19 protein-coding genes and 2 pseudogenes are annotated in these 21986 nt (G+C 63.0%); 12 read left to right on the top strand and 9 right to left on the bottom strand.

The window, feature by feature from the left end; genetic code table 11:
* The first annotated feature begins 15 nt into the window (after positions 1–15).
* The 4 genes from ACIPQ1_RS11565 (at position 16) to ACIPQ1_RS11580 (ending at position 4755) form a co-directional block, all read left to right on the top strand.
* Positions 16–1008 carry a helix-turn-helix domain-containing protein gene (locus ACIPQ1_RS11565; protein ID WP_411384555.1) on the top strand — a complete coding sequence of 331 codons (993 nt, stop codon included), beginning with the start codon at positions 16–18 and terminating at the stop codon, positions 1006–1008.
* Between the two features lie 70 nt (positions 1009–1078).
* Positions 1079–2011, top strand: coding sequence for a SphA family protein (locus ACIPQ1_RS11570; RefSeq protein ID WP_411384556.1), 933 nt, complete (start codon positions 1079–1081; stop codon positions 2009–2011).
* A gap of 12 nt (positions 2012–2023) precedes the next feature.
* Positions 2024–3280, top strand: coding sequence for an MFS transporter (locus ACIPQ1_RS11575; RefSeq protein ID WP_411384557.1), 1257 nt, complete (start codon positions 2024–2026; stop codon positions 3278–3280).
* 17 nt (positions 3281–3297) lie between these two features.
* Positions 3298–4755, top strand: a complete 1458-nt coding sequence (locus ACIPQ1_RS11580) for an amidase (protein ID WP_411384558.1) — start codon at positions 3298–3300, stop codon at positions 4753–4755.
* A 382-nt stretch (positions 4756–5137) separates the two neighbouring features.
* Here the strand turns inward: ACIPQ1_RS11580 and ACIPQ1_RS11585 are convergent, their stop codons facing one another.
* Complete coding sequence (locus tag ACIPQ1_RS11585) at positions 5138–6625, bottom strand: aldehyde dehydrogenase family protein (protein WP_411384559.1); 1488 nt, start codon at positions 6623–6625, stop codon at positions 5138–5140.
* A gap of 628 nt (positions 6626–7253) precedes the next feature.
* Here ACIPQ1_RS11585 and ACIPQ1_RS11590 point away from each other — a divergent pair.
* Together ACIPQ1_RS11590 and ACIPQ1_RS11595 are read left to right on the top strand one after the other, a co-directional pair.
* A pseudogene (locus tag ACIPQ1_RS11590) lies at positions 7254–7496 on the top strand (PAS domain-containing protein); the annotation flags it as partial.
* 105 nt (positions 7497–7601) lie between these two features.
* Positions 7602–7793: pseudogene (locus ACIPQ1_RS11595) on the top strand (methyl-accepting chemotaxis protein); the annotation flags it as partial.
* Between the two features lie 133 nt (positions 7794–7926).
* On the opposite strand, the gene ACIPQ1_RS11600 reads toward ACIPQ1_RS11595, so the two are convergent.
* The gene (locus ACIPQ1_RS11600) at positions 7927–9255 is read right to left on the bottom strand and encodes an alginate export family protein (protein WP_411384560.1); all 1329 of its coding nucleotides are present in this window, start codon (positions 9253–9255) and stop codon (positions 7927–7929) included.
* A gap of 292 nt (positions 9256–9547) precedes the next feature.
* Between ACIPQ1_RS11600 and ACIPQ1_RS11605 the strand changes: the two genes are divergently transcribed.
* From ACIPQ1_RS11605 to feaR, 3 genes are all read left to right on the top strand, one after another.
* Positions 9548–11047 (top strand): APC family permease, encoded by a 1500-nt coding sequence (locus tag ACIPQ1_RS11605; protein WP_250964138.1) that lies wholly within the window; start codon positions 9548–9550, stop codon positions 11045–11047.
* Positions 10992–11612, top strand: coding sequence for a DUF3156 family protein (locus ACIPQ1_RS11610; protein ID WP_446534120.1), 621 nt, complete (start codon positions 10992–10994; stop codon positions 11610–11612). Before ACIPQ1_RS11605 ends, ACIPQ1_RS11610 begins: the two co-directional genes overlap by 56 nt.
* A gap of 123 nt (positions 11613–11735) precedes the next feature.
* Entirely contained in the window at positions 11736–12698 is a 963-nt protein-coding gene (gene feaR / locus ACIPQ1_RS11615) for a transcriptional regulator FeaR (RefSeq protein ID WP_186707401.1), read from the top strand.
* Positions 12699–12878: 180 nt separating this feature from the next.
* On the opposite strand, the gene ACIPQ1_RS11620 is transcribed toward feaR, so the two are convergent.
* From ACIPQ1_RS11620 to ACIPQ1_RS11645, 6 genes are all read right to left on the bottom strand, one after another.
* Positions 12879–13646, bottom strand: a complete 768-nt coding sequence (locus ACIPQ1_RS11620; RefSeq protein WP_250964135.1) for an SDR family oxidoreductase — start codon at positions 13644–13646, stop codon at positions 12879–12881.
* On the bottom strand, positions 13639–14439 hold the full coding sequence (locus tag ACIPQ1_RS11625) for an SDR family NAD(P)-dependent oxidoreductase (protein ID WP_250964134.1): 801 nt from the start codon (positions 14437–14439) through the stop codon (positions 13639–13641). Before ACIPQ1_RS11625 ends, ACIPQ1_RS11620 begins: the two co-directional genes overlap by 8 nt.
* Positions 14432–15253, bottom strand: a complete 822-nt coding sequence (locus ACIPQ1_RS11630) for a molybdenum cofactor biosynthesis F family protein (protein ID WP_446534121.1) — start codon at positions 15251–15253, stop codon at positions 14432–14434. The genes ACIPQ1_RS11625 and ACIPQ1_RS11630 overlap by 8 nt, the downstream gene beginning before the upstream one ends.
* A gap of 78 nt (positions 15254–15331) precedes the next feature.
* Entirely contained in the window at positions 15332–15991 is a 660-nt protein-coding gene (locus tag ACIPQ1_RS11635) for a helix-turn-helix transcriptional regulator (protein ID WP_446534122.1), read from the bottom strand.
* A 51-nt stretch (positions 15992–16042) separates the two neighbouring features.
* Entirely contained in the window at positions 16043–16408 is a 366-nt protein-coding gene (locus tag ACIPQ1_RS11640) for a cupin domain-containing protein (RefSeq protein ID WP_046065473.1), read from the bottom strand.
* A 193-nt stretch (positions 16409–16601) separates the two neighbouring features.
* Positions 16602–17900 (bottom strand): NAD(P)/FAD-dependent oxidoreductase, encoded by a 1299-nt coding sequence (locus ACIPQ1_RS11645; RefSeq protein WP_411384565.1) that lies wholly within the window; start codon positions 17898–17900, stop codon positions 16602–16604.
* Positions 17901–18211: 311 nt separating this feature from the next.
* On the opposite strand from ACIPQ1_RS11645, the gene ACIPQ1_RS11650 reads away from it, so the two are divergent.
* The 3 genes from ACIPQ1_RS11650 (at position 18212) to hpaR (ending at position 21122) form a co-directional block, all read left to right on the top strand.
* Positions 18212–19381, top strand: coding sequence for a p-hydroxyphenylacetate 3-hydroxylase oxygenase component (locus ACIPQ1_RS11650; protein WP_446534123.1), 1170 nt, complete (start codon positions 18212–18214; stop codon positions 19379–19381).
* Positions 19382–19438: 57 nt separating this feature from the next.
* Positions 19439–20380, top strand: a complete 942-nt coding sequence (locus tag ACIPQ1_RS11655; RefSeq protein WP_446534124.1) for a p-hydroxyphenylacetate 3-hydroxylase reductase component — start codon at positions 19439–19441, stop codon at positions 20378–20380.
* A 319-nt stretch (positions 20381–20699) separates the two neighbouring features.
* A complete protein-coding gene (gene hpaR / locus ACIPQ1_RS11660) occupies positions 20700–21122 on the top strand; it encodes a homoprotocatechuate degradation operon regulator HpaR (protein WP_250964128.1) in 423 nt (140 codons plus the stop codon).
* Positions 21123–21187: 65 nt separating this feature from the next.
* Here the strand turns inward: hpaR and hpaI are convergent, their stop codons facing one another.
* A complete protein-coding gene (gene hpaI / locus ACIPQ1_RS11665) occupies positions 21188–21985 on the bottom strand; it encodes a 4-hydroxy-2-oxoheptanedioate aldolase (protein WP_250964127.1) in 798 nt (265 codons plus the stop codon).
* Position 21986: the final 1 nt, after the last annotated feature.

Genomic DNA, 21986 nt, shown 5'->3' on the forward strand with positions numbered 1-21986 from the left:
TCAAAGGTCGGGTCAATGAACAATGACAACATGGTGCAGCCCGTGGTCTCGTCGGATGGGTTTCCGATGCTGCCGATCAATCGGTTTCGCACCACGGACATCGACGAGCACGCCCGGAACATGGGCGGTTGGCAGGTTTGCTATGACCAGTTGACCCCCGGGCGCTTCGACGGCGAATTGATCGAGTTCCGCTCGGAGTGGATGCAGCTGGTGCGCGACCGCTCTAACCAGGCCCTGACCAAGCAAGGCATGGCCTGGGAGGGCTCCATCACTTTCAGCGTGCCGCTGAGTGCGGACGGGCCGGTCTTTTGCTCCGGACACCCGATTGTCGAGTCGAGCCTGTTGGTTGCTCGTGGCCATAACCTGCCTGAGTTGCGCACGCCCCAACATCTGGACCTGCTCGGTGTCGCCGTCGACGAGCAGGCGTTGGAGCATGTGCTGGAGCGCCAAGGCAGTCGCTTTCGAATTACCGATCTTCCCAAGTGTTACCGTCTCGGCGACTCGACGCTGCCCGCCGAGCTTGCGGCGTTGTTCGATGAGCTTGAAGGGGGCGAGCAGGGGCGTGACTCATTGCTCGGCTACGAGTCGATTCGCCGTGGCCTGCGCGACACGGTGATGTTGCACCTGTTGGAACTGGTGGCGCCGGACGAGGCGCCGCCGCTCAACCCCACGGCGCGCAAACGCATGGTCGACCGCGCCCGGGAGTACGCCTTGGCCCATGTCGATGAGCCGCTGTCGATCCTCGACCTGTGCAACCACATTGGTGCCAGCCGGCGCAAACTGCAGTATTGCTTCCAGGAGACCCTGGGTATCAACCCCGTGGCCTATCTGCGGGCGTTGCGCCTCAATGCCGTGCGCCGTGAGCTGCGCAGCGGCGGCCATGCCCAAGGTGTGCAGGAGGTGGCGGCACGCTGGGGGTTCTGGCACTTGAGCCGGTTTTCCAGCGATTATCGGGTGCTGTTCGGCGAGACACCTTCGCAAACCCTGCGCCGTACCCAACTGTGCTGAAAACGGATAACGGCTGATCTGGCCGGCTCCCTAGGATGGCCCCAACACCACAGGGTTGGAGGGGCATTCGATGAATCAAAATAAAAAAGCAAACGCCTGGCGCTGTATTGGGTTGAGTTTGGGGCTGATCGGTGCGTGTGGCGCTGCCCATGGCACCGAAAACGGTGCGCCGACCACGGCGTTCGGGGTCTACGACTTCGGCGCGGGGATGATGCCGCCGGCCACGCCCTTTGGCACCGTCGGCCTGCGCACCGCGTTCTACTCGGCCAACGTGCAGAAGGATCGTCACGGCAAGTCCGTGGACAACAATTTGTCCCTGGATATCTTGTCCCTCGGCGTCGCCTACATGCACATGACCGATCACACCGTGCTGGGCGCCAAGTATGGCTTCGGCGCCGTCGTGCCGTTCTTCCAGATGGACGCCTCGGTACGGGTGCAGACCCCTGTCGGGCCGCTGGACCTGGACGCCGATCTGTTCCGCATGGCCGATATACAGGTGCTGCCGGTGATCCTGCAGTGGACCTTGTCGCCGAACCTGTTCGTCAACGCCCAGTTCCAGATCCAGGCCCCCACGGGCGACTACGACAAGGATCGCTTGATCTCACCGGGTCTCAACCACTGGACCTTCTCACCGATCCTCAACGCCACGTACATCTCCGACAGCGGTTTCGAGGTGTCTTCGAGCTTCGAAGCCGACATCAATACGCGCAACCACGCCACCGACTACAAGAATGGCGTCGAGTACCGTCACGAATTCGCCGTGGGCCAACACGTCGGCCCATGGACCGTCGGCGTGGGCGGTTTTTACTACCGGCAATTCACTGACGACGATGCGCCGGGCCTGGAAGCGGGCAATCGCGCCCGGGTGTTGGCGGTCGGGCCGGCGGTGAGCTACTTCAAGCCCGGCATACCCCCGGTGTGGCTGCATGTCTACAAGGAGCTCGATGCGCGAAACCGCGCCGAGGGCTACACCACGGCGCTGCGTATTTCTCACAGTTTCTAAAAGAGGCTCGCCATGAACCAATCAAATTCCGTTTCACCGGCGGCCACCCCGTCGCGCCAGGCCGGTTGGCGCGAAGGCGGGGTGCTGATGTTGGGCAGCAGCCTGACGATCATGGGCGCGGTGATGGTCACGCCCATCCTGCCCAGGCTGGGCGCCGAATTCGGCCCCTTGGAACCTCGGGCCGATCTGCTGGTGCCGTTGGCGATCACCGGCCCGGCCCTGGCGATTGCCGTGTGCGCGCCTTTGGCGGGCTGGTTGGCCGACAAGGTTGGACGCAAGGCCTTGCTGGTAATTGCCACGGTGCTCTACGCCTTGCTCGGCGCGTTGCCGGCACTGCTCGATAGCCTGCCTTCGATTGTGGGGGCGCGGCTGTTATTCGGCTGCACGGAGGCGGCGGTGATGACCTGCTGCGCGACGCTGATCGCCGACTATTGGCAGGGCGAGGAGCGGCTGCGCTACGTCAATCGCCAGGTGGTGACTATCGGCCTGGTGGGCGCGCTGTTCTTCGTGGTGGGCGGTGTGCTCGGCGAGCATTCATGGCGTGCGCCGTTCCTGCTGTATCTGCTGCCGTTGCTGCTGGTGCCGGCGATGCTGAAAGTGCTCTGGGAACCGCCGGTGGCGAAGCCACACCTGACCGAGCCACGCGTCGACGAGTCGGGGCCGGCCAAGGTCGCCGTGCTGCCACTGCTGGCCGGCTACCTGATGATCCTGGGCGGCATGGTCCTGACGTTCGTCATGCCGATCCAGGCGCCGACGCTGTTGGTCAGCCTGGGCATCACCTCTAGCACCATGATCGGCCTGGCCGCCGGGCTGAGCCTGCTGGCGACTTTGGGCGGTTCGATGATGTGGCCGTTGCTGCGCCGCCGCTTCGGCATCGCCGGTTGCAACGCACTGCTGCTCGGCCTGATGGGCCTGGGGCTGTGGCTGCTGATGCGCGGGCAAAGTTACAACGACGTGCTGGTGGCGGTGTTCGTCCAAGGCCTGGGGGCGGGGTTGCTGGTGCCCAACGTGATGGCGCCGGTGATGAATGCCTTGACCGCCAGCACCCGCGGCCGGGGCATGGGCGGGTTTACCTCGTGCCTGTACATCGGCCAATTCGTCAGTCCGCTGGTGGTGGCCTTGGTCATTGTCTTCGCCGGCGACCTGCGTCACGCCATCCAGTGGCTGGCCCTGAGCAGTTTTGCCTTGGCGCTGCTCTGGGTCGTTGTCGGCCTGCGGAGAAGGGCTCAGGGACAAGCAAGCACCGTCGGCTCACATCAATCGTCGTGACATAAGGAACCTGAAACATGGGTATGCAAGACATTCACCAACTGATGGACAGTGAAGATGCCACGGCGCTGGCCGAGTGGGTCAGGCGTGGCGAAGTCCAGCCCGGCGAACTGCTGGAAACCGCCATCGAGCGCCTGGAACGGGTCGAGCCACAGCTCAATGCGGTGGCCGAGCGCTTGTACGATTCGGCCCGGCAGGCGGCGCGCACGCCACAGGTTGGCCAAGGCCTGCTGGCCGGTGTGCCGACCTTGATCAAGGATCTGTTCTCGCCGGTGCTTGGCGCGGCGATGACCAACGGCTCGCGCGCGCTGGGCGACTGTCGGGCGGATTTCGAATCGGAAGTCGTGACGCGTCTGCGCCGTGCCGGATGCCAGGTGATGGGCACCAGCACCTCGCCTGAGTTCGGCACGTCGTATTCCACCGAGTCCGCGCGCTTCGGTGCCACCCGCAACCCCTGGAGCCTTGCACACAGTGCCGGTGGCTCCAGCGGCGGTGCCGCCGCGTTGGTGGCGGCCCGCGTGGTGCCGTTCGCCCATGGCAACGACGGCGGCGGTTCATTGCGCGTGCCGGCGTCCTGTTGTGGCGTGTTCGGGTTCAAGCCCAGCCGTGGGCTGATGCCGTCGGGACCGGTAATGGGCGAGGGCTGGGCGGGGATGGGCACGCCGCATGCGATCACGCTGTCAGTACGCGACAGTGCGGCACTGCTGGATGCTACCGCCGGGATGGACCTGGGCGCGCCCTATGCCGCGCCGGTCCAGGCGTTGCCGTATGTGATGGCGGTGCAGGCGGATCCCAAGCCGCTGCGCATTGCCCTGGTCGAACAGCTCGGCCCTTGGCCTACCGCGCCGCAAAGCCTCCAGGCGGTGGGCGAGGCGGCACGGTTGTGCGAGGCGTTGGGGCATCGTGTCGAACCGGTGAGCCTGCCGGTGGGGTTGCTGGAGTTTTTCGACTATGTGTTCACCATCATTGGCGCCAGCTCTCGGCACTATGTCGACCTGTTGGGCCAGATGCGCGGGTTTGCCGTGCAGGCGGAAGAGCTGGAGGTGCGTACCCGGATCATCTTGCGGGACAAGGGCAACGTCAGCGGCGCCCAATATGCCGCGGCGGTGGGATGGATTCATGCCCTCGGTCGGCAGTTGGCGGTATTCATGCAGGATTACGACGTGATCCTGAGCCCGGTGCTGACCCGCGAGCCGGTGCGGATTGGCGAGCTGGACCTGCAGGATGTGTGCATGAGCCTGGACCAACTGATCGAGCGCTACCACAGCTATTCGCCATTCACTGCACTGTTCAATGCCAGCGGCCAGCCGGCGATGTCGGTGCCATTGTCCTGGAACGCCAATGGCTTGCCGATGGGCGCGCATTTCGCCGGGCGCTTTGGTGAAGAAAACACCTTGCTGGCCCTGGCCGCCCAACTGGAACGCGCCCAACCCTGGCGCGGCCGAGTACCGCCGGTCAACGCCTGCCGGCGGTGAAACGGTGGGAGTGGGCTTGCTTGCGAAGGCGTTGGGGCAGAGGGCTCATCATTGACTGACCCTCCGCCATCGCGAGCAAGCTTGCTCCCACAGGGGGGATTTGTGGCGAACCCCGGAATTTGTGCAGCCCATTACCCTGTGGGAGCCGAGCTTGCTCCCACAGGGGGACTGTTTGTTTAAGGCCGCCGACAAACCTGTGGCGAGGGAGCTTGCTCCCGCAGGGCTGCGCAGCGGCCCCTTTGTGAGCGCTTCGCACTCAAGCGGGAGCAAGCTCCCTCGCCACGGGCCCATCATTTTTCTTAAGTAAGTAGCAGTACACAGTCCGCTAAGGGGCTTTGGGTGGGTTGGGCTCTGGGATGTTGCTCCAGAGCCCTTTTGTTGCTCAGTAGCGGATCATCACCGATTTCAGTTCGGTGTAGTCATCGATGAATGCACTGCCAAATTCACGGCCCATCCCGGAAGATTTGCTGCCGCCAAAGGGCACGGCCGGGTCGAGCAGGGTGTGCATGTTTACCCATACGGTGCCGGCTTCGATGGCGGGAACCATGCGCAGGGCCTTGCCCAGGTCATTGGTCCAGAGGCTGGCGCTGAGGCCGTAGGGCGTGTCGTTCATCAGTTCCAGCAGTTCTTCCTCTGTGTCGTAAGGGAAAAACGTGGCGATCGGGCCGAAGGTTTCTTCGTTGAGCAGGCTGTCGTCGCGGCGGTTGGCGAGGATGATGGTCGGCTCGACGTAGCAACCCGGCCCCTCGATCAGCTTGCCGCCGTGGACGATGGTGTTGTTCTGCGCGCGGGCCTTGGCGAAGAAATCCCCGAGTTTGTGCTGGTGCTGGCGGTTGGTCACCGGGCCGAATTCGGTGCGTTCGTCCAGGGGCGAGCCAATGGTGAGCTTACTCAAGCGCTGGGCCAGTTTGTCCATGATCGACTCGATCTGCGAGCGATGGACAAAGAACCGTTCCGCCGCCGCGCAGATTTGTCCCGAATGCAGGAAGCCCGCCTCGATGATGCCGTTGACCGCCACCTCGGGGTCGATATCACGCAGGAACCCCGCGGCATTCTTCCCGCCCAGTTCCAAGGTCGCACGGGTCAACCCGGCGCCCATGGCCGCCTGGCCCACCGCCAGGCCGGTGGGCACGGAACCGGTGAATGACACCTTATTGGTCCCAGGATGTTCGATCAGTCCTTTGCCCACCTGGCCGCCACCGGTCAACACGTTCAGGGCACCGGCCGGCAGCCCGGCTTCCATGGCCAGTTCAGCGATGCGCAGGATGGTCAGTGGGGTGAACTCGCTGGGCTTGATAATGATGCTGCAGCCGGTGACCAGGGCCGAGGCCAGTTTCCAGATGGCGATCATGGTGGAAAAATTCCACGGCACGATACCGACCACCACCCCGACCGGTTCACGCAAGGTGAACGCGGTGTAGCGTTCGCCGGCGAAGGACGGCAACGAGGGGGTGATCGTCTCGCCACCGATCTTGGTCGCCCAGCCGGCGTAGTAACGCAGGAAGTGCGCGGCCTGGTCGACTTCGAAGGCCCGGGAGATGTGGATGATCTTCCCCGACTGGCAGGTTTCGATCTGCGCCAGTTCCTCACGGTTGCGCTCCAACAGGTCCGCCAACTTGAGCAGCACATGGCCGCGGACCGCTGGCGCGGTTTGCGACCACTGCTTGAAGCCGCGACGGGACGATTCCACCGCCCCATCGATGTCGCCGGGGGCGGCGTCGCTGACCTGGGCGATGACTTGGCCGGTGGCGGGGTTGACGACGTCCAACGTCTGGCGGCTCTGGCTTTCGACGTAGCCACCGTCGATGAACAGGGCGTGATGTCTAGCGAGGAAGGCTTCGACCTGAGGCAGCAGGGCAATATCGCTCATGAGGGTTTCCTGATCGCGAACAAGGGAAAGCCCGAGGGTAATCCCGGCGCCACCGCCCGGCTTGACTGTGCCTGCCGCGCGGTATGTCTGTGGCTGCCAGCCCGAGCGATTGGCAGCCAGGAGCAAGGCCCTGTGCAGCCAGGGACAAGCCAGCCTGGCCGGTTTGCGATCAGATTCGGTTTCGAATTGATGGGCAAAGGGGTGGGCGATGTTTCTCCAGACCAACAAACAGAAATTGGCGCTGATCGAACAGGTGCAGCGTGTGCTGGCCGGCGAAACGGAGGCCACGCCGATGCTCGACGCGTATCCGCCACTGCGGATGGTCCTTGAACAGTATGCGGGGCAAATGGCGAGCGTTGCCGCGCAGTTGCACCAGGCCGAGGCACAAGTGCAAGCGCAAACCTTGCGCTGGCAGCAAAGCGAGCATGAGTTGAACCTGGCTCGCCAGCAACTGGAGCAAGCCCGCGAGCGGGAGCAGGTGCTTGAAGTTCGCCTGGACGAACACTGCCAGCGGTTGCATCAGCATCGGCAGGACACGCAGATCTGGGAACTGCTGCAGTCGACCCTGACGGAAGGCTGCTGGGACATTACCGTGGTCGACGGCGATCTCCAGCACCCGGCCAGTGGCATGCGTTTTTCGAGTCAGTTCCGTGCGCTGCTGGGGTACGGTCCTGGCGACCTGCCCGACGGCTGGGATGCCCAGGTCGGCATCACCCACCCGGACGACCTGCCGAAGATCATGGCCATTTTCGACCGCGAGATTCTCGGTTCCCAGGGCAGCGGCGAATACGTCTTCGAATACCGCATGCGTCACAAGAGCCGGGATTACATCTGGTGCCGCGAGCGCGGTCGGGCAGTACGTGACCCCCATGGGCAACTGGTGCGGGTCATCGGTGCGGTGCGTGATATCAGCGATGAGCGCTCGGCCCAGTCCACCCACCAGCGCATGCTGGAACAGAACCAGGTGACCTACGCCCAGATTGCCACGGTGGTGGGGGTGATCAAGGGCATTGCCGACCAGACCAATCTGCTCGCCTTGAACGCCGCGATCGAGGCGGCCAGGGCCGGAGATGTCGGGCGCGGTTTCTCGGTGGTGGCCGATGAGGTGCGCAAGCTGGCGCAAAGCACCCGGCAGGCAACCCACCAGATCCAGACCATGTTGCATCAGCACAGATAACAGACCAATCGCTATCCCGTAGGAGCTGACGAGTGCAACGAGGCTGCGATCTTCCCAAAGACACTTGCATCGAAAGCGAAAGATCAAAAGATCGCAGCCTACGGCAGCTCCTACCGTCGGTCGTCTAGAACGGAACCGCCACCACCAACTGGCTGTAGACGTTGGTGCCGTTGCCGCCCACCTGATTGCCCCCGTTGTCCGCATCCTTCTCAGGCGTGTACAAACCCACCAGCGGCGTGACGATCAAGTGTTCATTCACCGCCCATTCCACGTACAGGTCCAGCTCCCGGGCATCGAGGTTCAGCGCATGGCGGCTGTGCAGGGTCTGGTAGTCGAAGAACAGCGCGCCAAGGGTCACGTTTTCCGCCGGCTTGAGCTTGAGGCCGACGTGCTGGATGGCGGTGTTGCTGTTGAATGGCCCGGCGTAGTTGCCCGCCACTTCACCCTGGAACCAGGTGCCGTAGCCACGGTTCTGGCCGTTGAACATCGAGTCCCAATCCTTGGAATAGCGGCTGTAGCGATAGGTCAGGTCCGGCGTCCAGGGCAGGTCGGCGAAGGTGTAGCCGGCTTCGGCGTACCAGGCCTTCTCCGGGCCCGCGTCCTTGTCCTGCCAGGCATACTCGAAAGAGAAATGAGCATTTTCGATGCCGGCATTGCCGGCGCCACGCAGGCTGTAGATGTCCATGCCGTCGCGTTGCTTCTGGAAATCGCTGGCGTAGCGGTCGTCGACATCGAGGCCATGGATATAGGTCAGTCCCAGGGTGCCTGGTGCGGCGGTGTATTCCAGGGTGCCGGCGGCCATTTCAGTGTTGGCCTGGGCGCGGTTGTCGGACTTGATCCACATCAGGCTGCCATGCACGCCGTCCTTGCCGCCCAGGCGTACGACGGCGGTTTCGTCGAAGGCATGCCGGGCCGCCAGGTAATAGGCGCCGCCACGGTTGAGTTCGCCATCGGCCACGCCTTTGCCCAGGTTCAGGCCATCGTCATTGATGATGAAACCGTCGCCGAGGGTAATCACTTGGCGGCCGTAGGACAGATCGACACCGTCCTTGCCCAATGCCGGGAACAAGTCCCCCGAGCGCCAGCCGGCAAAGGCTTCGTCGAACTTGGTGGTGCGTTCGGAACCGTCGCTCAGGCCGGCCGCATCGCCATCGCCCCAAGTGCCGGAGCTGACCAGATTGGCCGTCCCGTAGACACTGCCCAGGCTGCCAAGTGTCTGGTCGATACTCAGGCCATACTTGATGAAACCTTCGCGCCAGCTCGAACCACCGGTGGTGCCGTCATAGTTCTTGCGGCTGTTGAACAGCCCGTAGACCGCCAGGAAGTTACCGGTGACGGTAGTGTCTTCGTCGGCGTAAAGCTCATAGGCCTGGGCCGATGAGTCGGCGACCAGCAGGGCGATGCCCAAACCGATGGCGTTGCGCAGCAAAGGTGTACGGCGTGTGTGCTCCATGGTGGATTCCCCAGTGTGATAGGACAGCAGAGCGCGCATTAAAGGGAGCGGCCCCCGGGGAAGTCTTTCACCTGCCTGCCAAGGAGTTGACCCAGGCCGCCAGCGTGGCGGTGTTGGCAGGCAGCAACAAAACCACCGGCAGACATGGGCAAGACGCCTGGGGCGGGGCGGCGCAGAGTAAGGCTGCACGCAACGCCGTTTCGATCAGGGACCGGTTGGGGAAGGCATGATCGCCGGGTCCTGGACGGCTGTGGCATCCATACTAAAAATCCGCTTTCGAGGACCTTGCACCATGTCGATCAATGACAGGCTCACCGAGCACTTGAACCGGGGTTCGGTGGGTTTTCCCACCGCGTTGGCCAGCACCATTGGCCTGATCATGGCAAGCCCCGTGATTCTCACCGCGACCATGGGCTTTGGCATCGGCGGCAGCGCCTTTGCCATGGCGATGCTGATCGCCGTGGTGATGATGCTGGCCCAGGCGACGACGTTCGCCGAGGCCGCGTCGATTCTTCCCACCACCGGCTCGGTCTATGACTACATCAACTGTGGCATGGGCCGTTTCTTCGCGATTACCGGCACCTTGTCGGCCTATCTGATTGTCCATGTGTTCGCCGGCACCGCCGAGACCATCCTGGCCGGGGTCATGGCCCTGGTGAACTTCGAGCACCTCAACACCCTGGCCGAATCGGCGGGCGGTTCCTGGTTGCTGGGCGTGGGCTTCGTGGTGGTGTTTGGGGTGCTCAATGCGTTCGGCGTCAGCGCCTTTGGCCGGGCGGAGATCATCCTGACATTCGGCATGTGGACCACCCTGATGGTGTTCGGCGTGTTGGGCCTGATCGCCGCGCCGGCGGTGGAGCTGGAGGGCTGGTTCGGCGCCTCCGTGGTGGGCACCGATCTGGTCACGGTGTTGTCGTTGGTGGGCATGGCCATGTTCATGTTCGTCGGCTGCGAATTCGTCACGCCCCTGGCACCGGACCTGCGCAATTCCGCCCGGACCATGCCCCGGGCCATGATGCTGGGCTTGTTCAGCGTCGCCACCTGCATGTTCATCTACGGTGCGGCGATGAAGCGCCAGGTGGAAAACGTGCTGCTCGATGCCACCAGCGGCGTGCATCTGCTGGACACCCCCATGGCGATTCCGCGGTTCGCCGAACAGGTCATGGGCGATATCGGCCCGATGTGGCTGGGCATCGGCTTTCTGTTCGCCGGTGCGGCGACCATCAACACCCTGATGGCCGGCGTGCCACGGATTCTCTACGGCATGGCGGTGGACGGCGCATTGCCGAAGGTCTTCACTTATTTGCATCCTCGCTTCAAGACGCCGTTGCTGTGCATCTTGGTGGCGATGCTGATTCCTTGCCTGCATGCGTGGTGGCTGGGCGGCAATCCCGACAACATCATGCACCTGGTGTTGGCGGCGGTGTGCGCCTGGAGTTTTGCCTACCTGCTGGTGACCGTGTCGGTGGTCAGCCTGCGGATTCGTCGCCCCGATCTGCCGCGGGCCTATCGCTCACCGTGGTTCCCGTTGCCGCAGATCCTGTCCAGTGTCGGCATTCTGCTGGGGATGTGGTTCATCACACCGCCCGGCATGAATCCGGCGGACATCTACGTGCCCTTCGCGGTGATGCTCGGCGGCACCGCGGCGTACGCCTTGTTCTGGACCCTGGTGGTGCAGAAGGTCAATCCATTCAAGCCAGCGTTGGTGGAAGACGTACTGGCCAAGGAGTTTTCCCATGAGCCAGGGCAACCTGTGGGCGAGTTTGTCGACCCTGCTGCAAAAGCTGTCTGAGGTATTCAGCGCCCAGCGCGCCCCGGCCGGTTATCGGCCCGGGGTGACCTTGGAACATGTGCGGCGCAACCTCGCATTGGCGCGATTCGAGGTCACAGGCCCGACCGTCGCCACGGCAGTCACCGACGACGGCAGCTTGCAGTTGGAAGTTGTCGAGCGCACCGAATCGCAGTTGTTGATGCACCTGGTGATGACCGAATTCGTGCTACGCGTGCCTGCTTCCCGAGAGGGCACTGCGCGCCTGGAGTTGCACCACGGCGGGGCTGTCCGGCGCAGCGGCATTCGTTGTCGGCAGCGAGACGGGCGCAGTGACCTGGCGGCCAGGGTGCAGGCGGCCGTGGAGAAGGACCGCGTGTTGTATCAGGCCCTCATGCCGCTGGATTTCAAGCGGCTGCGCATCGATCTGCAGGGCCGCCGGTGGTGCGTGCGCCTGGAACACATGGGCGGTAGCGAAGTGGTCAATCGCATGCCGGCCTTTCGTCGTTATATCCCGTTGAGCCGCGAGCAGCGCGGCGTCCTGCTGGCGACCTTGAGCGGCCTGCAGCGGGTATTGGCAACGCTCTGATTCTGTTGTGCTGTCCTGGCATTATTCCTGCTACGGCTCTGGCGATCAGGTACTTGTTGCGTGCATATAGATAACATGTTAACTATTGCCGCACAAAAACAAAAAGCCACTGCGGAGAATGCCATGAGCATGCAACAGGTTGGGCAGGACGGTCTGGACACCTGGAACCGGGATCTGCGGGCGACTTGCGGCCACTTCGATACCGAGCTGGCCTTCAATCGCGCGCTGTTCATTGGTGAAGTGTCGAATTTTCATCGGGGAGGCCTTGCCCTCGCCAACCTGCGGACCAATGCCGGTAACATCAAGCGTCACTCCCCCAACGCCGATCATGATGATGACCAGGATTGCCTCCTGGTCAGCCAGCGCAGCGGCTACTGCCGCATTACCCAGAACGGCCGGAGCATCCAGTTGGCGCCCGGTGAATTGTTGTTGATGGATTCGGCAGGCGCGCTTGAGATCACCCCGTTCGGCCTGATCGAGCACGCGGTGCTGTCCTTGTCTCGCCAGGACGTGTCGCGGCAACTGGGCGGGGAAACCAAGACCTTCGGCAAGGTTTCGTCCAGCAAGGCGTGTGGGCGGATGCTGCATGTATTGATGGATCAACTGTGCAAGGACACACCGGACGGCGAGGGCGCGGCGGGCGAGGGTGAAGCCTTGCACAGTGCCTTCGTTTCGCTGTTGGGCTCGGCCCTGGAACAGGGTAGCGATGGCCGTGACGAAGGGGTGGCGTTGCAGGGCAGCCATTTGCGCAGCTATGTGCAGAAGGTCATCGACGAATCACTTACCCAGCCAGGCCTCAGCCCCGTGGGCCTGGCCAATCGGCTGAATATTTCGGTGCGGCATCTGTATCGTTTGTTCGAAGAGCAGGATGACAGCGTGTGCCGCTACATCCAGCGAGCCCGGCTCAAGCGCAGCGCCGATGACCTGATCAACCCGTTCCTGCGGGACGAGTCCATTACCTCGATTGCCTACAAGTGGGGCTTCACCGATTCGGCGCATTTCAGCCGTTCGTTCAAGAAGCAGTTCGAGCAGTCGCCCAAGGCGTTTCGTTCCAGTCGTTTGCAGGTGGGGCAGGGGGTGGCTTGAGTGGATATATCCAATGGCTTTGCAGTCTGACCCACCGCTTTCGCGAGCAAGCCCGCGCCCACAAGGGGGGTTGTTATGAGCAGGATTTGTGAATGACATTGGAAAGTGTGGGAGCGGGCTTGCTCGCGAAGGCGGCAGTACATTCACCACCCTCGTCAGCTAGGTACCGCTCCCACAGGTTCAAACCTCCGGCAAAGTCGAACCCCCATCCACCACCAACGTCTGCCCTGTCACATAGCCAGCCAGGCTCGACGCCAGGTACAACATGGCCCCGGCGATGTCGCTCGGTTGGCCCAATCGACCCAGCGGCACCCGGCGGGCGATGTCCTGGTTGACCTCGTCGTCGCCCAGGTTGGCCATGGCCGGTGTGGCGATCATGCCCGGTTCGACCCCGTTGACGCGGACATTCTCGGCCGCCAGTTCCAGCGCGGCGTTGCGAATGAAACCATTGACCCCGGCCTTGGACGCCGCGTAGTGGCTGAGCCCCGGATACGCCACCCGCGGGCCGGTGACCGAGGAGGTCACCAGCACGCAGCCTCGGCCCTGGCGCCGGAACATCGGCAATGCGGCCTGGGTCAGCCAGAACAGCGCCGACAGGTTCACCGCCAGCGTTCGTTCCAGTATCGCCGGGGTGATTTCGGCGAACGGCGTCAACGGGAAATACCCGGCGTTGTGCACCAAGGTATCCAGCCGCCCCAAGCGTTGTTCCAGCGCGGTCATCATGTCGAAGATCGCCGTCGCGTCGGCCAGGTCAACCGCCACCGCTTGTACCTGACAGCCCACGGCGGTCAATTCGCCGGCCACTGCTTCGGCCCGGGCCAGGCCCAGGTCGGCAATCACCACGCGAGCGCCGCGCAGGGCAAACGCTTCAACGATGGCCCGGCCTATACCTTGGGCACCGCCCGTGACCAGTACGGTCTGGCCGCTGAAATCCAGATCGTCAGGCATCGCGGGCCTCCATCCGGCTGAAGGCCAGGGTCGGCACGTCGACGATGCTGGAGCCGCCATCGGCCACCAGCGTCGCCCCGGTGATGATCGACGCATCAGGCGAGGCCAGGAACCGGCAGACGTTGGCGATTTCCTCCGCGCTGGCCGGCCTGCGCAACGGCACGTCGGCGCAGACCCGGTCGTAGGCCTGCTGCAACGTTTCGCCATGGAACTGCATCAATGCCTGCATTTCTTCATCGGCCATGGGCGTGCGCACCCAGCCTGGGCAGACCGCATTGACCCGTACGCCGTGAGGCCCGTAATCCCTGGCCAGGGAGCGATTGAGGCCGAGCAACGCATGCTTGGCGGTGGTGTAGCCGCACACGTGGGGGCCTGCCGCCAATGACGCGATGGAGGCGATCAGCACGATGTTGCCGGCACTTTCCTGCAACAGAGGCAGGCACGCCCGGGCGCTATAGAAAGCGCTGTCGAGATTGCTGCGCAGGGCGGCTTCCCAGGCCGATGGCTGAGTCTCGGTGGCGCTGCCCATACCCAAGCCGCCGGCACAGGCAAGCAACACGTCGAGTCGGCCGTAACGCGCATGAATCTGCTCGATGAAGCCGTCCCAGGTGCTCGGGCAGGCCGCATCGCCCACCAATACCAAGCCACCAATGTCCTCGGCGAGTGCTTCCAGGGGCTCGCGGCGGCGGCCGATCAGCACCAGGTTGGCGCCTTCGCCGGCATACAGCCGGGCGCAAGCGGCACCGATGCCGGTGCCGGCACCGGTGATCACCACGGTGCGTGAGTCAGGCATCGGGATACTCCGTCTGATTGAGCACTTGGCAGTAGGAACTGACCGGGAAATTGGAAAACTCATCGAACGACGCGCCGGCGTAACCGAAGATCTTGCCGTCGCTGCGGTGCTGTTGCAGGTCGATCAGTACCAGGCCCAGGGTCGGGATGATCTTTTCCCGCCAGACGAAGAGGTACAACTGGTCGGCGATCTTGTAGGTGTCGCAGCGATCGGTGTCGCACAGGCCTTGTTCAACGCCCTTCAGGCACTGCCAGGAGTAGAATTGGTCGTTGAGGTAAATGTGTTCGTAGACTTCGCTCGGACTGTAGCGATACAGGTTGCGCAGCCCCACCAGTTCGGTGGTTGGCGCGTGCGGGCACAGGCCAGGTTGCCAGGGACGATCGAGGCTGCCGTGGAGGAACTGCGCTTGAACCGAGGTCAGTGGCTTGCCGGCCAACGCGCGGAGGTAGAGGCCTTCGCCGGTCTGTTCCTGGCTGGGCATGCGGCCGATCACGGCGGTGAACGCGGCGTTGGCGGTATCGAGCACCAGGCTTATCGACGACGTCAGCTCGCCTTCGCGCTTGATGAAGTCCACTAGGTACAGGCCCGGGCGCACCGAAGTGGCCCGGTAGGGCGCGGTGCCGCTGGAGTGCCCATCGGCGGCGTTCCAGGTCAGGGTGTCCTGCTCGAAGCGATGCTCGATCTGCCAGCCATTGGCGAAATGCAGGGTGAAGGTCTTGCCGTCCAGGTCGGCCAGGTTGGGCAGGATGAAGGCTTCGGGGGCAAAGCCATCGGCCAGGGCGCCGACGGTGATCCAGTCTGAAGATGTGCTCATTGCAAGGCTCCGGTGGTTGAATTGACCACTCGGATCATGAGGCGCCGGGCAACGGCGGCCTATCAACCGAATGGTTGATCAGAGGAACAGCGCGCTGACCAACTCGGTGCGGCTGCTCACGCCGACTTTGCGGAAGAGGTGGATCAGGTGAGTCTTGATGGTCGGCAAACCCACTTCCAGTTCCCGGGCCAATTGTTTGTTGCTGACGCCTTGGCGCAGCAGCCAGGCGATCTGGCGCTCCTTGGGTGTCAGGTCGGCCAGCGCATCCTCATGGGCCGGCAAATGGGCCACGGCCAGTTGCAGCAAGGCCTGCAACGCGCTGAGTTGGCTCAACTGCTGAGGGGTGAAGACGCCTTGCTCGGCGGTGCGCAGCAACGAAATAGCCGCTTGCGGCTGACCGTCGCGATGGGCGAAGACTTCCACCACGTCGACCACGCCGTAGCGTTGCAGGAAGTCGCGATAACGCTGGTTGTCACGCAGCGGTTGGCGGGCCATCGCCAGGCCCAACGGCACCACGGCCAGTTCGCTGGGCGCACAGCGGCGCGGGTGCAGCGGGTCGAACTGGCGGTAGTTGTCCAGGTAGTCGCGGTGCATCTCGCCGCTCATCCCATGGAGGCTGAAGTCATGGACCTGCAGGTGTCGATCCACGCAGTAGAACGCCGCCCGGCTGACCGGGACCAGTTGGGTGAAGGCGTGCAGGCACTGGCCGGCGATGTCCTGGGTCGGGATGACGTTCATGGTCGCTACCTTCGCAAATGGGCTGCCGGTGGGGCCGGCAGCCCTGTCCGGTCAGGCTACCGCGAAGTAGTGCTTGACGAAACTTTCGCTGACCACTTCCCACAGCACCGGCGTGCCCTTGGTCACGAACCAGCTGTCGCCGGCCTTGTAGCGGGTGCTCTGGCCGGTGGCCTCGTCGGTGAGGACCACTTCACCGGTGACCACGGTGGCTTGTTCGGCGAAGGGGTAGACCATCCGGAACTTGCCTTGGGTGGTGCCGAAGTAGGCGCTGCTGACCGGGTCGGTGGGGGCGCCGAAGGTCATCTTGCCGAAGGCCTTGACCTCGCCTTCGAGAATCTGCGAGCCGAGATCGGCGACGGTGCCCCAGGCGTCCAGGTCGGACAGCTGGATGTCTTTTTCAAGGGTGATAAGGGGCATGGCAGTGACTCCTGATGATTGAAAAAATAGAGGTGGATGTGTCCAATACCAGTCAGTCAAACCCCGGACCCTGTGGGAGCGAGCTTGCTCGCGATAGCGGTGGGCCAGGATGCATTGATGTCGACTGTTGCACCGTCTTCGCGAGCAAGCTCGCTCCCACAAGGTTTCCCATGGCTGACTGGCATCGTGGCCTTCAGCGCCGGCCGTTCCAGTAGCCCGACAGCTGGTGCCAGGACTTGCCGGCCGTCAGCAACAATGGGCGAATGGCGTCTTTGCCAATAATGGTCGGGCGGTGGATCGAGCTGACCAGGTCGTAGCGCGCCGAGCCTTCGCTCATGCCTTCGGCCAGCACCTTGCAGATGATGTGGCTCGGCGTGACGCCAAAGCCTGAGTAGCCCTGGACAAAAAACGCGTTGCTGCGCCCGGGCAGGGTGCCGATCTGCGGGAACAGGTTCGGGCTGCAGGCCATCGGGCCACCCCACGCCAGGTCGATCTTCACGTCCTTGAGGTACGGGAAGATTTTCAGCATCAGGCGCCGGTTCCAGGCCTTGAGGTCCTGGGGGATGTGTTCCACCAACGGCGTCGCGGCACCGAACAGCAGGCGGTTTTCGTTGGTGACGCGGTAATAGTCGATCACCGGGCGAATGTCGCTGTAGGCGCCGCGAATCGGGCTGATGCGCTGGATCAGTTGGTCCGACAACGGCTCGGTCATCATCTGGAAGGCGTAGGTGTTGATGGTCGAGCGGTGCAGTTCCGGTTCCAGTTTGTTGAGGAAACTGTCGCAGGCCCAAAGCAGCTTGCTGGCCCTGACCGAGCCGCGCCCGGTGCGCACGGTGATGCGCTCGCCATAGCTGACTTCCAGGGCCGGGCTGTTCTCGAAAATCCGCACGCCGTGGCTGACCACCGCCTTGGCTTCACCCAGCAACAGGTTCAGCGAGTGCACGTGTCCGCCGCCCATGTGCAGCAAGGCGCTGCCATAGGCTTTGGAACCGATGATCTGCTGCACGTCGGAGCCGCCGAGGAAGCGGATCTCGTGCTTGCTGTTGATCGATTTGAAATCTTTTTCCCAGGCCCGCAGGGTTTTTTCCTGGCGGGCGTTGAAACCCATGTAGCCGTAACCGTGGCAGAAATCGGCATCGATGGCGTACTTGGCGATGCGGTCCTTGATGATGTCGGCACCCAGGTCGCTGATCTCGAAGACTTGGCGCAGGCCGTCTTCACCCACGTCCTTCTTGATCTTTTCCAGGTCATGACCGATGCCGGCCATGATCTGCCCGCCGTTGCGCCCGGTGCCGCCGAACCCAAGGTAACGCGCCTCCAGCACCACGATGTTGGTGATGCCTTTTTCAGCAAGTTCCAGCGCAGTATTGATGCCGGAGAAACCACCGCCAATGATCACGACATCGGCGTCCACGTCCTGTTCCAACGTGGGGAAGCTGAGGTTGTATTTCTTGGTGGCCGTGTAATAGGTGGGCGTTTCGATAGTGATCATGACGCAACCTGACAAAGTGAAAGAAAACGCCGTTGCCACGTCTACGCAAGGCTTGGCAAGGGATGGCCCTATTAAGAGCCTTGGCAAGGCGCTTGTCTTGATCATCCGTGCCGGGGGATTTGACCGAGGGCGCCACGGAAGCCGAAACCTGCCCCATGAAAAGTACAATCTTGGATCTGGAAGGTGCATTTTTCACCTGCCCGCGATTGCCCATACTGGACCGGCCTTAATCACTGATCCCGCTGTTTGTGCGCCCCGGGTTGCCGGGCAAAGGCGGGAACGGCAGACGCCAATAATAAAAGAGCCCGTCCATGAAAAAGCCAAACCCGCTGCTCGAAGACCTCAAGCCCCTCCTGCCGGCCATTGCCGCAAACGCCTTCCAGGCGGAGAAAGACCGTAGCGTGCCCGCCGAAAATATCGCCTTGCTCAAGAGCATCGGCATGCACCGGGCCTTCCAGCCCAAACCCTACGGTGGCCTGGAGGTTTCCCTGCCGCAGTTCGCCGATTGCATCGCGCTGCTGGCCGGTGCCTGTGCCAGCACAGCCTGGGCCATGAGCCTGTTGTGCACCCACAGCCATCAGTTGGCAATGTTCCCGGCCAAGGCCCAGGAGGAAATCTGGGGTGATGACCCGGATGCCACCGCCAGCAGCAGCATCGCACCGTTTGGCCGCACCGAAGAGGCCGACGGCGGTGTGATGTTCAGCGGTGAAATGGGCTGGAGCAGCGGCTGCGATCATGCCGAATGGGCGATCGTGGGGTTCCGCCGCAAAAACACCGAAGGCACCCAGGACTATTGCTTTGCGGTGCTGCCGCGCAGCGACTATGACATTCGCGATGACTGGTTCGCGGTGGGCATGCGCGGCAGTGGCAGCAAGACCTTGATAATCGACAACGCTTTCGTGCCGGAACACCGGATCCAGAAAGCCAAGGACATGATGGAAGGCAAGTCCGGTGGGTTCGGCCTCTACCCGGACAGCAAGATTTTCTACTCGCCGTACCGGCCGTACTTCGCCAGTGGTTTCTCCACGGTCAGCCTGGGTGTGGCCGAGCGCATGCTGGAAGTCTTTCGCGAGAAAACCCGCAACCGCGTGCGGGCCTACACCGGCGCGGCCGTCGGTGCCGCCACCCCGGCGTTGATGCGCTTGGCCGAGTCTACCCATCAGGTGGCGGCAGCCCGTGCTTTCCTGGAAAAAACCTGGCAGGAGCACGCCGAACACGGCGAGCGCCACGAGTACCCCAGCCGGGAAACCCTGGCGTTCTGGCGGACCAACCAGGGTTACGCCACCAAGATGTGCATCCAGGCCGTCGACCGCTTGATGGAGGCGGCCGGCGGCGGCGCCTGGTTCGAGAGCAACGAGTTGCAACGGCTGTTTCGCGACGCCCACCTGACCGGGGCCCATGCCTACACCGACTACGACGTCTGCGCGCAGATCCTCGGTCGTGAGCTGATGGGGCTCGATCCCGATCCTTCCATGGTTTGACCGCCTGTCCCTAGAACAATAATCGAGGCCGCCCCTTGAGGCGGCCGGGAGTCTTGCATGTCCAGTCTTTGTGATACCGCTTTCGACACCCGCGCGTTCCGCCGGGCCCTGGGTAACTTCGCCACCGGCGTGACCGTGGTCACCGCCGCCACTGAAGATGGCCGCAAGGTCGGGGTGACGGCCAACAGTTTCAACTCGGTGTCCCTGGATCCGCCGTTGATCCTGTGGAGCATCGATAAGCGCTCCAGCAGCCACGAAGTGTTCGAGGCCGCCAGCCATTTCGCGGTGAACGTGTTGGCCGCCGACCAGATCGACCTGTCAAACAACTTCGCCCGACCCAAGGATGATCGCTTCGCTGAAATCGAATTCGAGGCCGGCGAAGGCGGTGCCCCGGTGTTTGTGGACTGCTCGGCGCGTTTTCACTGCGAAAAATTCCAGCAGGTCGATGGTGGCGATCACTGGATCATGATCGGCAAGGTCGTGGCCTTTGATGATTTCGGCCGTTCGCCGTTGCTCTACCACCAGGGCGCCTACTCGATGGTGCTGCCCCACACCCGCATGACCAGACGGGAAGAGGGGCAGTCCCCCAGCAGTCATTTCCAAGGCCGCTTGAGCCACAATCTGTATTACCTGATGACCCAGGCGCTGCGAGCCTACCAGGCCAGCTACCAGCCGCGTCAGTTGTCCACCGGCTTGCGCACCAGCGAAGCGCGGATGTTGATGGTGCTGGAGAACGACGCCGGACTGAACCTGTGCGACCTGCAGCGGGAAGTGGCAATGCCGGTGCGCGAGATCGAAGAAGCCGTGGCCAACCTCAAGCGCAAGGGCCTGGTGAGCGATGAAGGCGAGCGGGTACGCCTGACGGTCAAGGGAATCGATGAGACTGAGGGGCTCTGGGCGATTGCCAAGGAGCAGCAGGACAAAGTGTTCGGCCAGTTCAGCGAGGAACAGGTCGAGCATTTCAAGCAAGTGCTCAAAGGGGTGATCAAGGGCGCTTGAGCGAGATGACTGTCTTCAATGGGATGAAGCGCTGAGCGCCCCGTGGGAGCGAGCTTGCTCGCGATGGCGGTGGACCAGTCGACATCATCGTTAACTGACACTCCGCTATCGCGAGCAAGCTCGCTCCCACAGGGGTATGTGTGCAGCCACGCTGCTTTGATTGATCCAGGGGCTGCCGCGCAGCCCGGCGGGAGCAAGCTCCCTCGCCACAGGGGTCTATCGCCCCATCCGGATAGTGTGAACGGATGAGTTCGACATCGGCTGGAAGCTGTTAAGATTTAGTTAACTCATTAACTAAATCTTCTCGCGAACCTAATCCATGCCCCAGCCGCGCCAATCCTTGACCCTGACCCTGCTCCAGGCCCGCGAAGCGGCCATGGGGTTTTTCCGGCCGTCCCTCAACCAACACGGCTTGACCGAGCAGCAATGGCGGGTCGTCCGTATCCTTAGCCAGCACGACGAACTGGAGATCAATCGCCTGGCCGAACTGGCCTGCATCCTCAAGCCCAGCATGACCGGCGTATTGGTGCGCATGGAAGCGGCGGGCATGGTGGTGCGGCGCAAGGCCGAACAGGATCAGCGACGGGTACTGGTGCGCCTGGCGCCGCAAGGGCAGGCGAGCTTCGATTCGATGAGCCAGAGCATGGAAGCGAACTATCAGCGATTGCAGGAAAAACTGGGGGAAGAAAAGTTGCAGACGTTGCTGGGGTTGCTCAATGAGCTGAAGGCGATCAGGCGCTGAGACCGCCAAGTGGAGCTAGCTTTTGTGGCGAGGGAGCAAGCTCCCTCGCCACAGAGATTGGTGTGTCAGTACACGCCGCCAACCGTCGGCTTTGGTGTGTCCTTGAACGTCGCCGCCAGTGTCTGCAAGCCCCGCATCAACACCGTCGTATCCACGCCCACCGCGACAAACGCCGCGCCTAGTTCGAGGTAACGCCGGGCCAGTTTTTCATCGGCGCTGAGAATCCCGGCAGCCTTGCCGGCCTGGCGGATGCGGGTGATGGCGTCTTCGATGGCCGCTTGCACATCCGGGTGACCGGGGTTGCCGCGAAAACCCATGGACGCGCTCAGGTCCGCCGGGCCGATAAAGACCCCATCCACACCGTCCACCGCGGCAATGGCATCCAGGTTGGCCAGGCCCTCGCGGCTCTCGATCTGCACCAGCAGGCACATCTGTTCATCGGCCTTGTCGAGGTAGCCGGGGATGCTGTTCCAGCGGGACGCCCGGGCCAGCGCACTGCCGACACCGCGGACACCGTGGGGCGGGTAGTGGATGGCACGCACCAGTTCGCGCGCCTGGTCGGCGCTTTCCACCATCGGCACCAGCAAGGTTTGCACGCCGATATCGAGCACTTGCTTGATCAGCGCCGTGTCGCCGACCACCGGACGTATCACCGGCTGGCTGGGGTAGGGTGCCACGGCCTGGAGCTGGCCGAGCAAGGTGCGCAAGTCGTTCGGCGCGTGTTCGCCGTCGATCAGCAGCCAGTCGAAGCCGGCATTGGCCGCCAGCTCCGCACAGTAGGCATCGGCCAACCCCAGCCAGAGGCCGATCTGCGCTTCGCCGCTGCGCAGGCGTTGCTTGAAGGTATTGATGGGCATGTCCATT

The organism is Pseudomonas sp. LARHCG127, assembly GCF_052871455.1.

Excerpts from the sequence above, each read along its gene's own strand:
- ACIPQ1_RS11565 (WP_411384555.1), top strand. The coding sequence starts at position 16 with ATGAACAATGACAACATGGTGCAGCCCGTGGTCTCGTCGGATGGGTTT.
- ACIPQ1_RS11570 (WP_411384556.1), top strand. The coding sequence starts at position 1,079 with ATGAATCAAAATAAAAAAGCAAACGCCTGGCGCTGTATTGGGTTGAGT.
- ACIPQ1_RS11575 (WP_411384557.1), top strand. The coding sequence starts at position 2,024 with ATGAACCAATCAAATTCCGTTTCACCGGCGGCCACCCCGTCGCGCCAG.
- ACIPQ1_RS11580 (WP_411384558.1), top strand. The coding sequence starts at position 3,298 with ATGGGTATGCAAGACATTCACCAACTGATGGACAGTGAAGATGCCACG.
- ACIPQ1_RS11585 (WP_411384559.1), bottom strand. The coding sequence starts at position 6,625 with ATGAGCGATATTGCCCTGCTGCCTCAGGTCGAAGCCTTCCTCGCTAGA.
- ACIPQ1_RS11600 (WP_411384560.1), bottom strand. The coding sequence starts at position 9,255 with ATGGAGCACACACGCCGTACACCTTTGCTGCGCAACGCCATCGGTTTG.
- ACIPQ1_RS11605 (WP_250964138.1), top strand. The coding sequence starts at position 9,548 with ATGTCGATCAATGACAGGCTCACCGAGCACTTGAACCGGGGTTCGGTG.
- ACIPQ1_RS11610 (WP_446534120.1), top strand. The coding sequence starts at position 10,992 with ATGAGCCAGGGCAACCTGTGGGCGAGTTTGTCGACCCTGCTGCAAAAG.
- feaR (WP_186707401.1), top strand. The coding sequence starts at position 11,736 with ATGAGCATGCAACAGGTTGGGCAGGACGGTCTGGACACCTGGAACCGG.
- ACIPQ1_RS11620 (WP_250964135.1), bottom strand. The coding sequence starts at position 13,646 with ATGCCTGACGATCTGGATTTCAGCGGCCAGACCGTACTGGTCACGGGC.
- ACIPQ1_RS11625 (WP_250964134.1), bottom strand. The coding sequence starts at position 14,439 with ATGCCTGACTCACGCACCGTGGTGATCACCGGTGCCGGCACCGGCATC.
- ACIPQ1_RS11630 (WP_446534121.1), bottom strand. The coding sequence starts at position 15,253 with ATGAGCACATCTTCAGACTGGATCACCGTCGGCGCCCTGGCCGATGGC.
- ACIPQ1_RS11635 (WP_446534122.1), bottom strand. The coding sequence starts at position 15,991 with ATGAACGTCATCCCGACCCAGGACATCGCCGGCCAGTGCCTGCACGCC.
- ACIPQ1_RS11640 (WP_046065473.1), bottom strand. The coding sequence starts at position 16,408 with ATGCCCCTTATCACCCTTGAAAAAGACATCCAGCTGTCCGACCTGGAC.
- ACIPQ1_RS11645 (WP_411384565.1), bottom strand. The coding sequence starts at position 17,900 with ATGATCACTATCGAAACGCCCACCTATTACACGGCCACCAAGAAATAC.
- ACIPQ1_RS11650 (WP_446534123.1), top strand. The coding sequence starts at position 18,212 with ATGAAAAAGCCAAACCCGCTGCTCGAAGACCTCAAGCCCCTCCTGCCG.
- ACIPQ1_RS11655 (WP_446534124.1), top strand. The coding sequence starts at position 19,439 with ATGTCCAGTCTTTGTGATACCGCTTTCGACACCCGCGCGTTCCGCCGG.
- hpaR (WP_250964128.1), top strand. The coding sequence starts at position 20,700 with ATGCCCCAGCCGCGCCAATCCTTGACCCTGACCCTGCTCCAGGCCCGC.
- hpaI (WP_250964127.1), bottom strand. The coding sequence starts at position 21,985 with ATGGACATGCCCATCAATACCTTCAAGCAACGCCTGCGCAGCGGCGAA.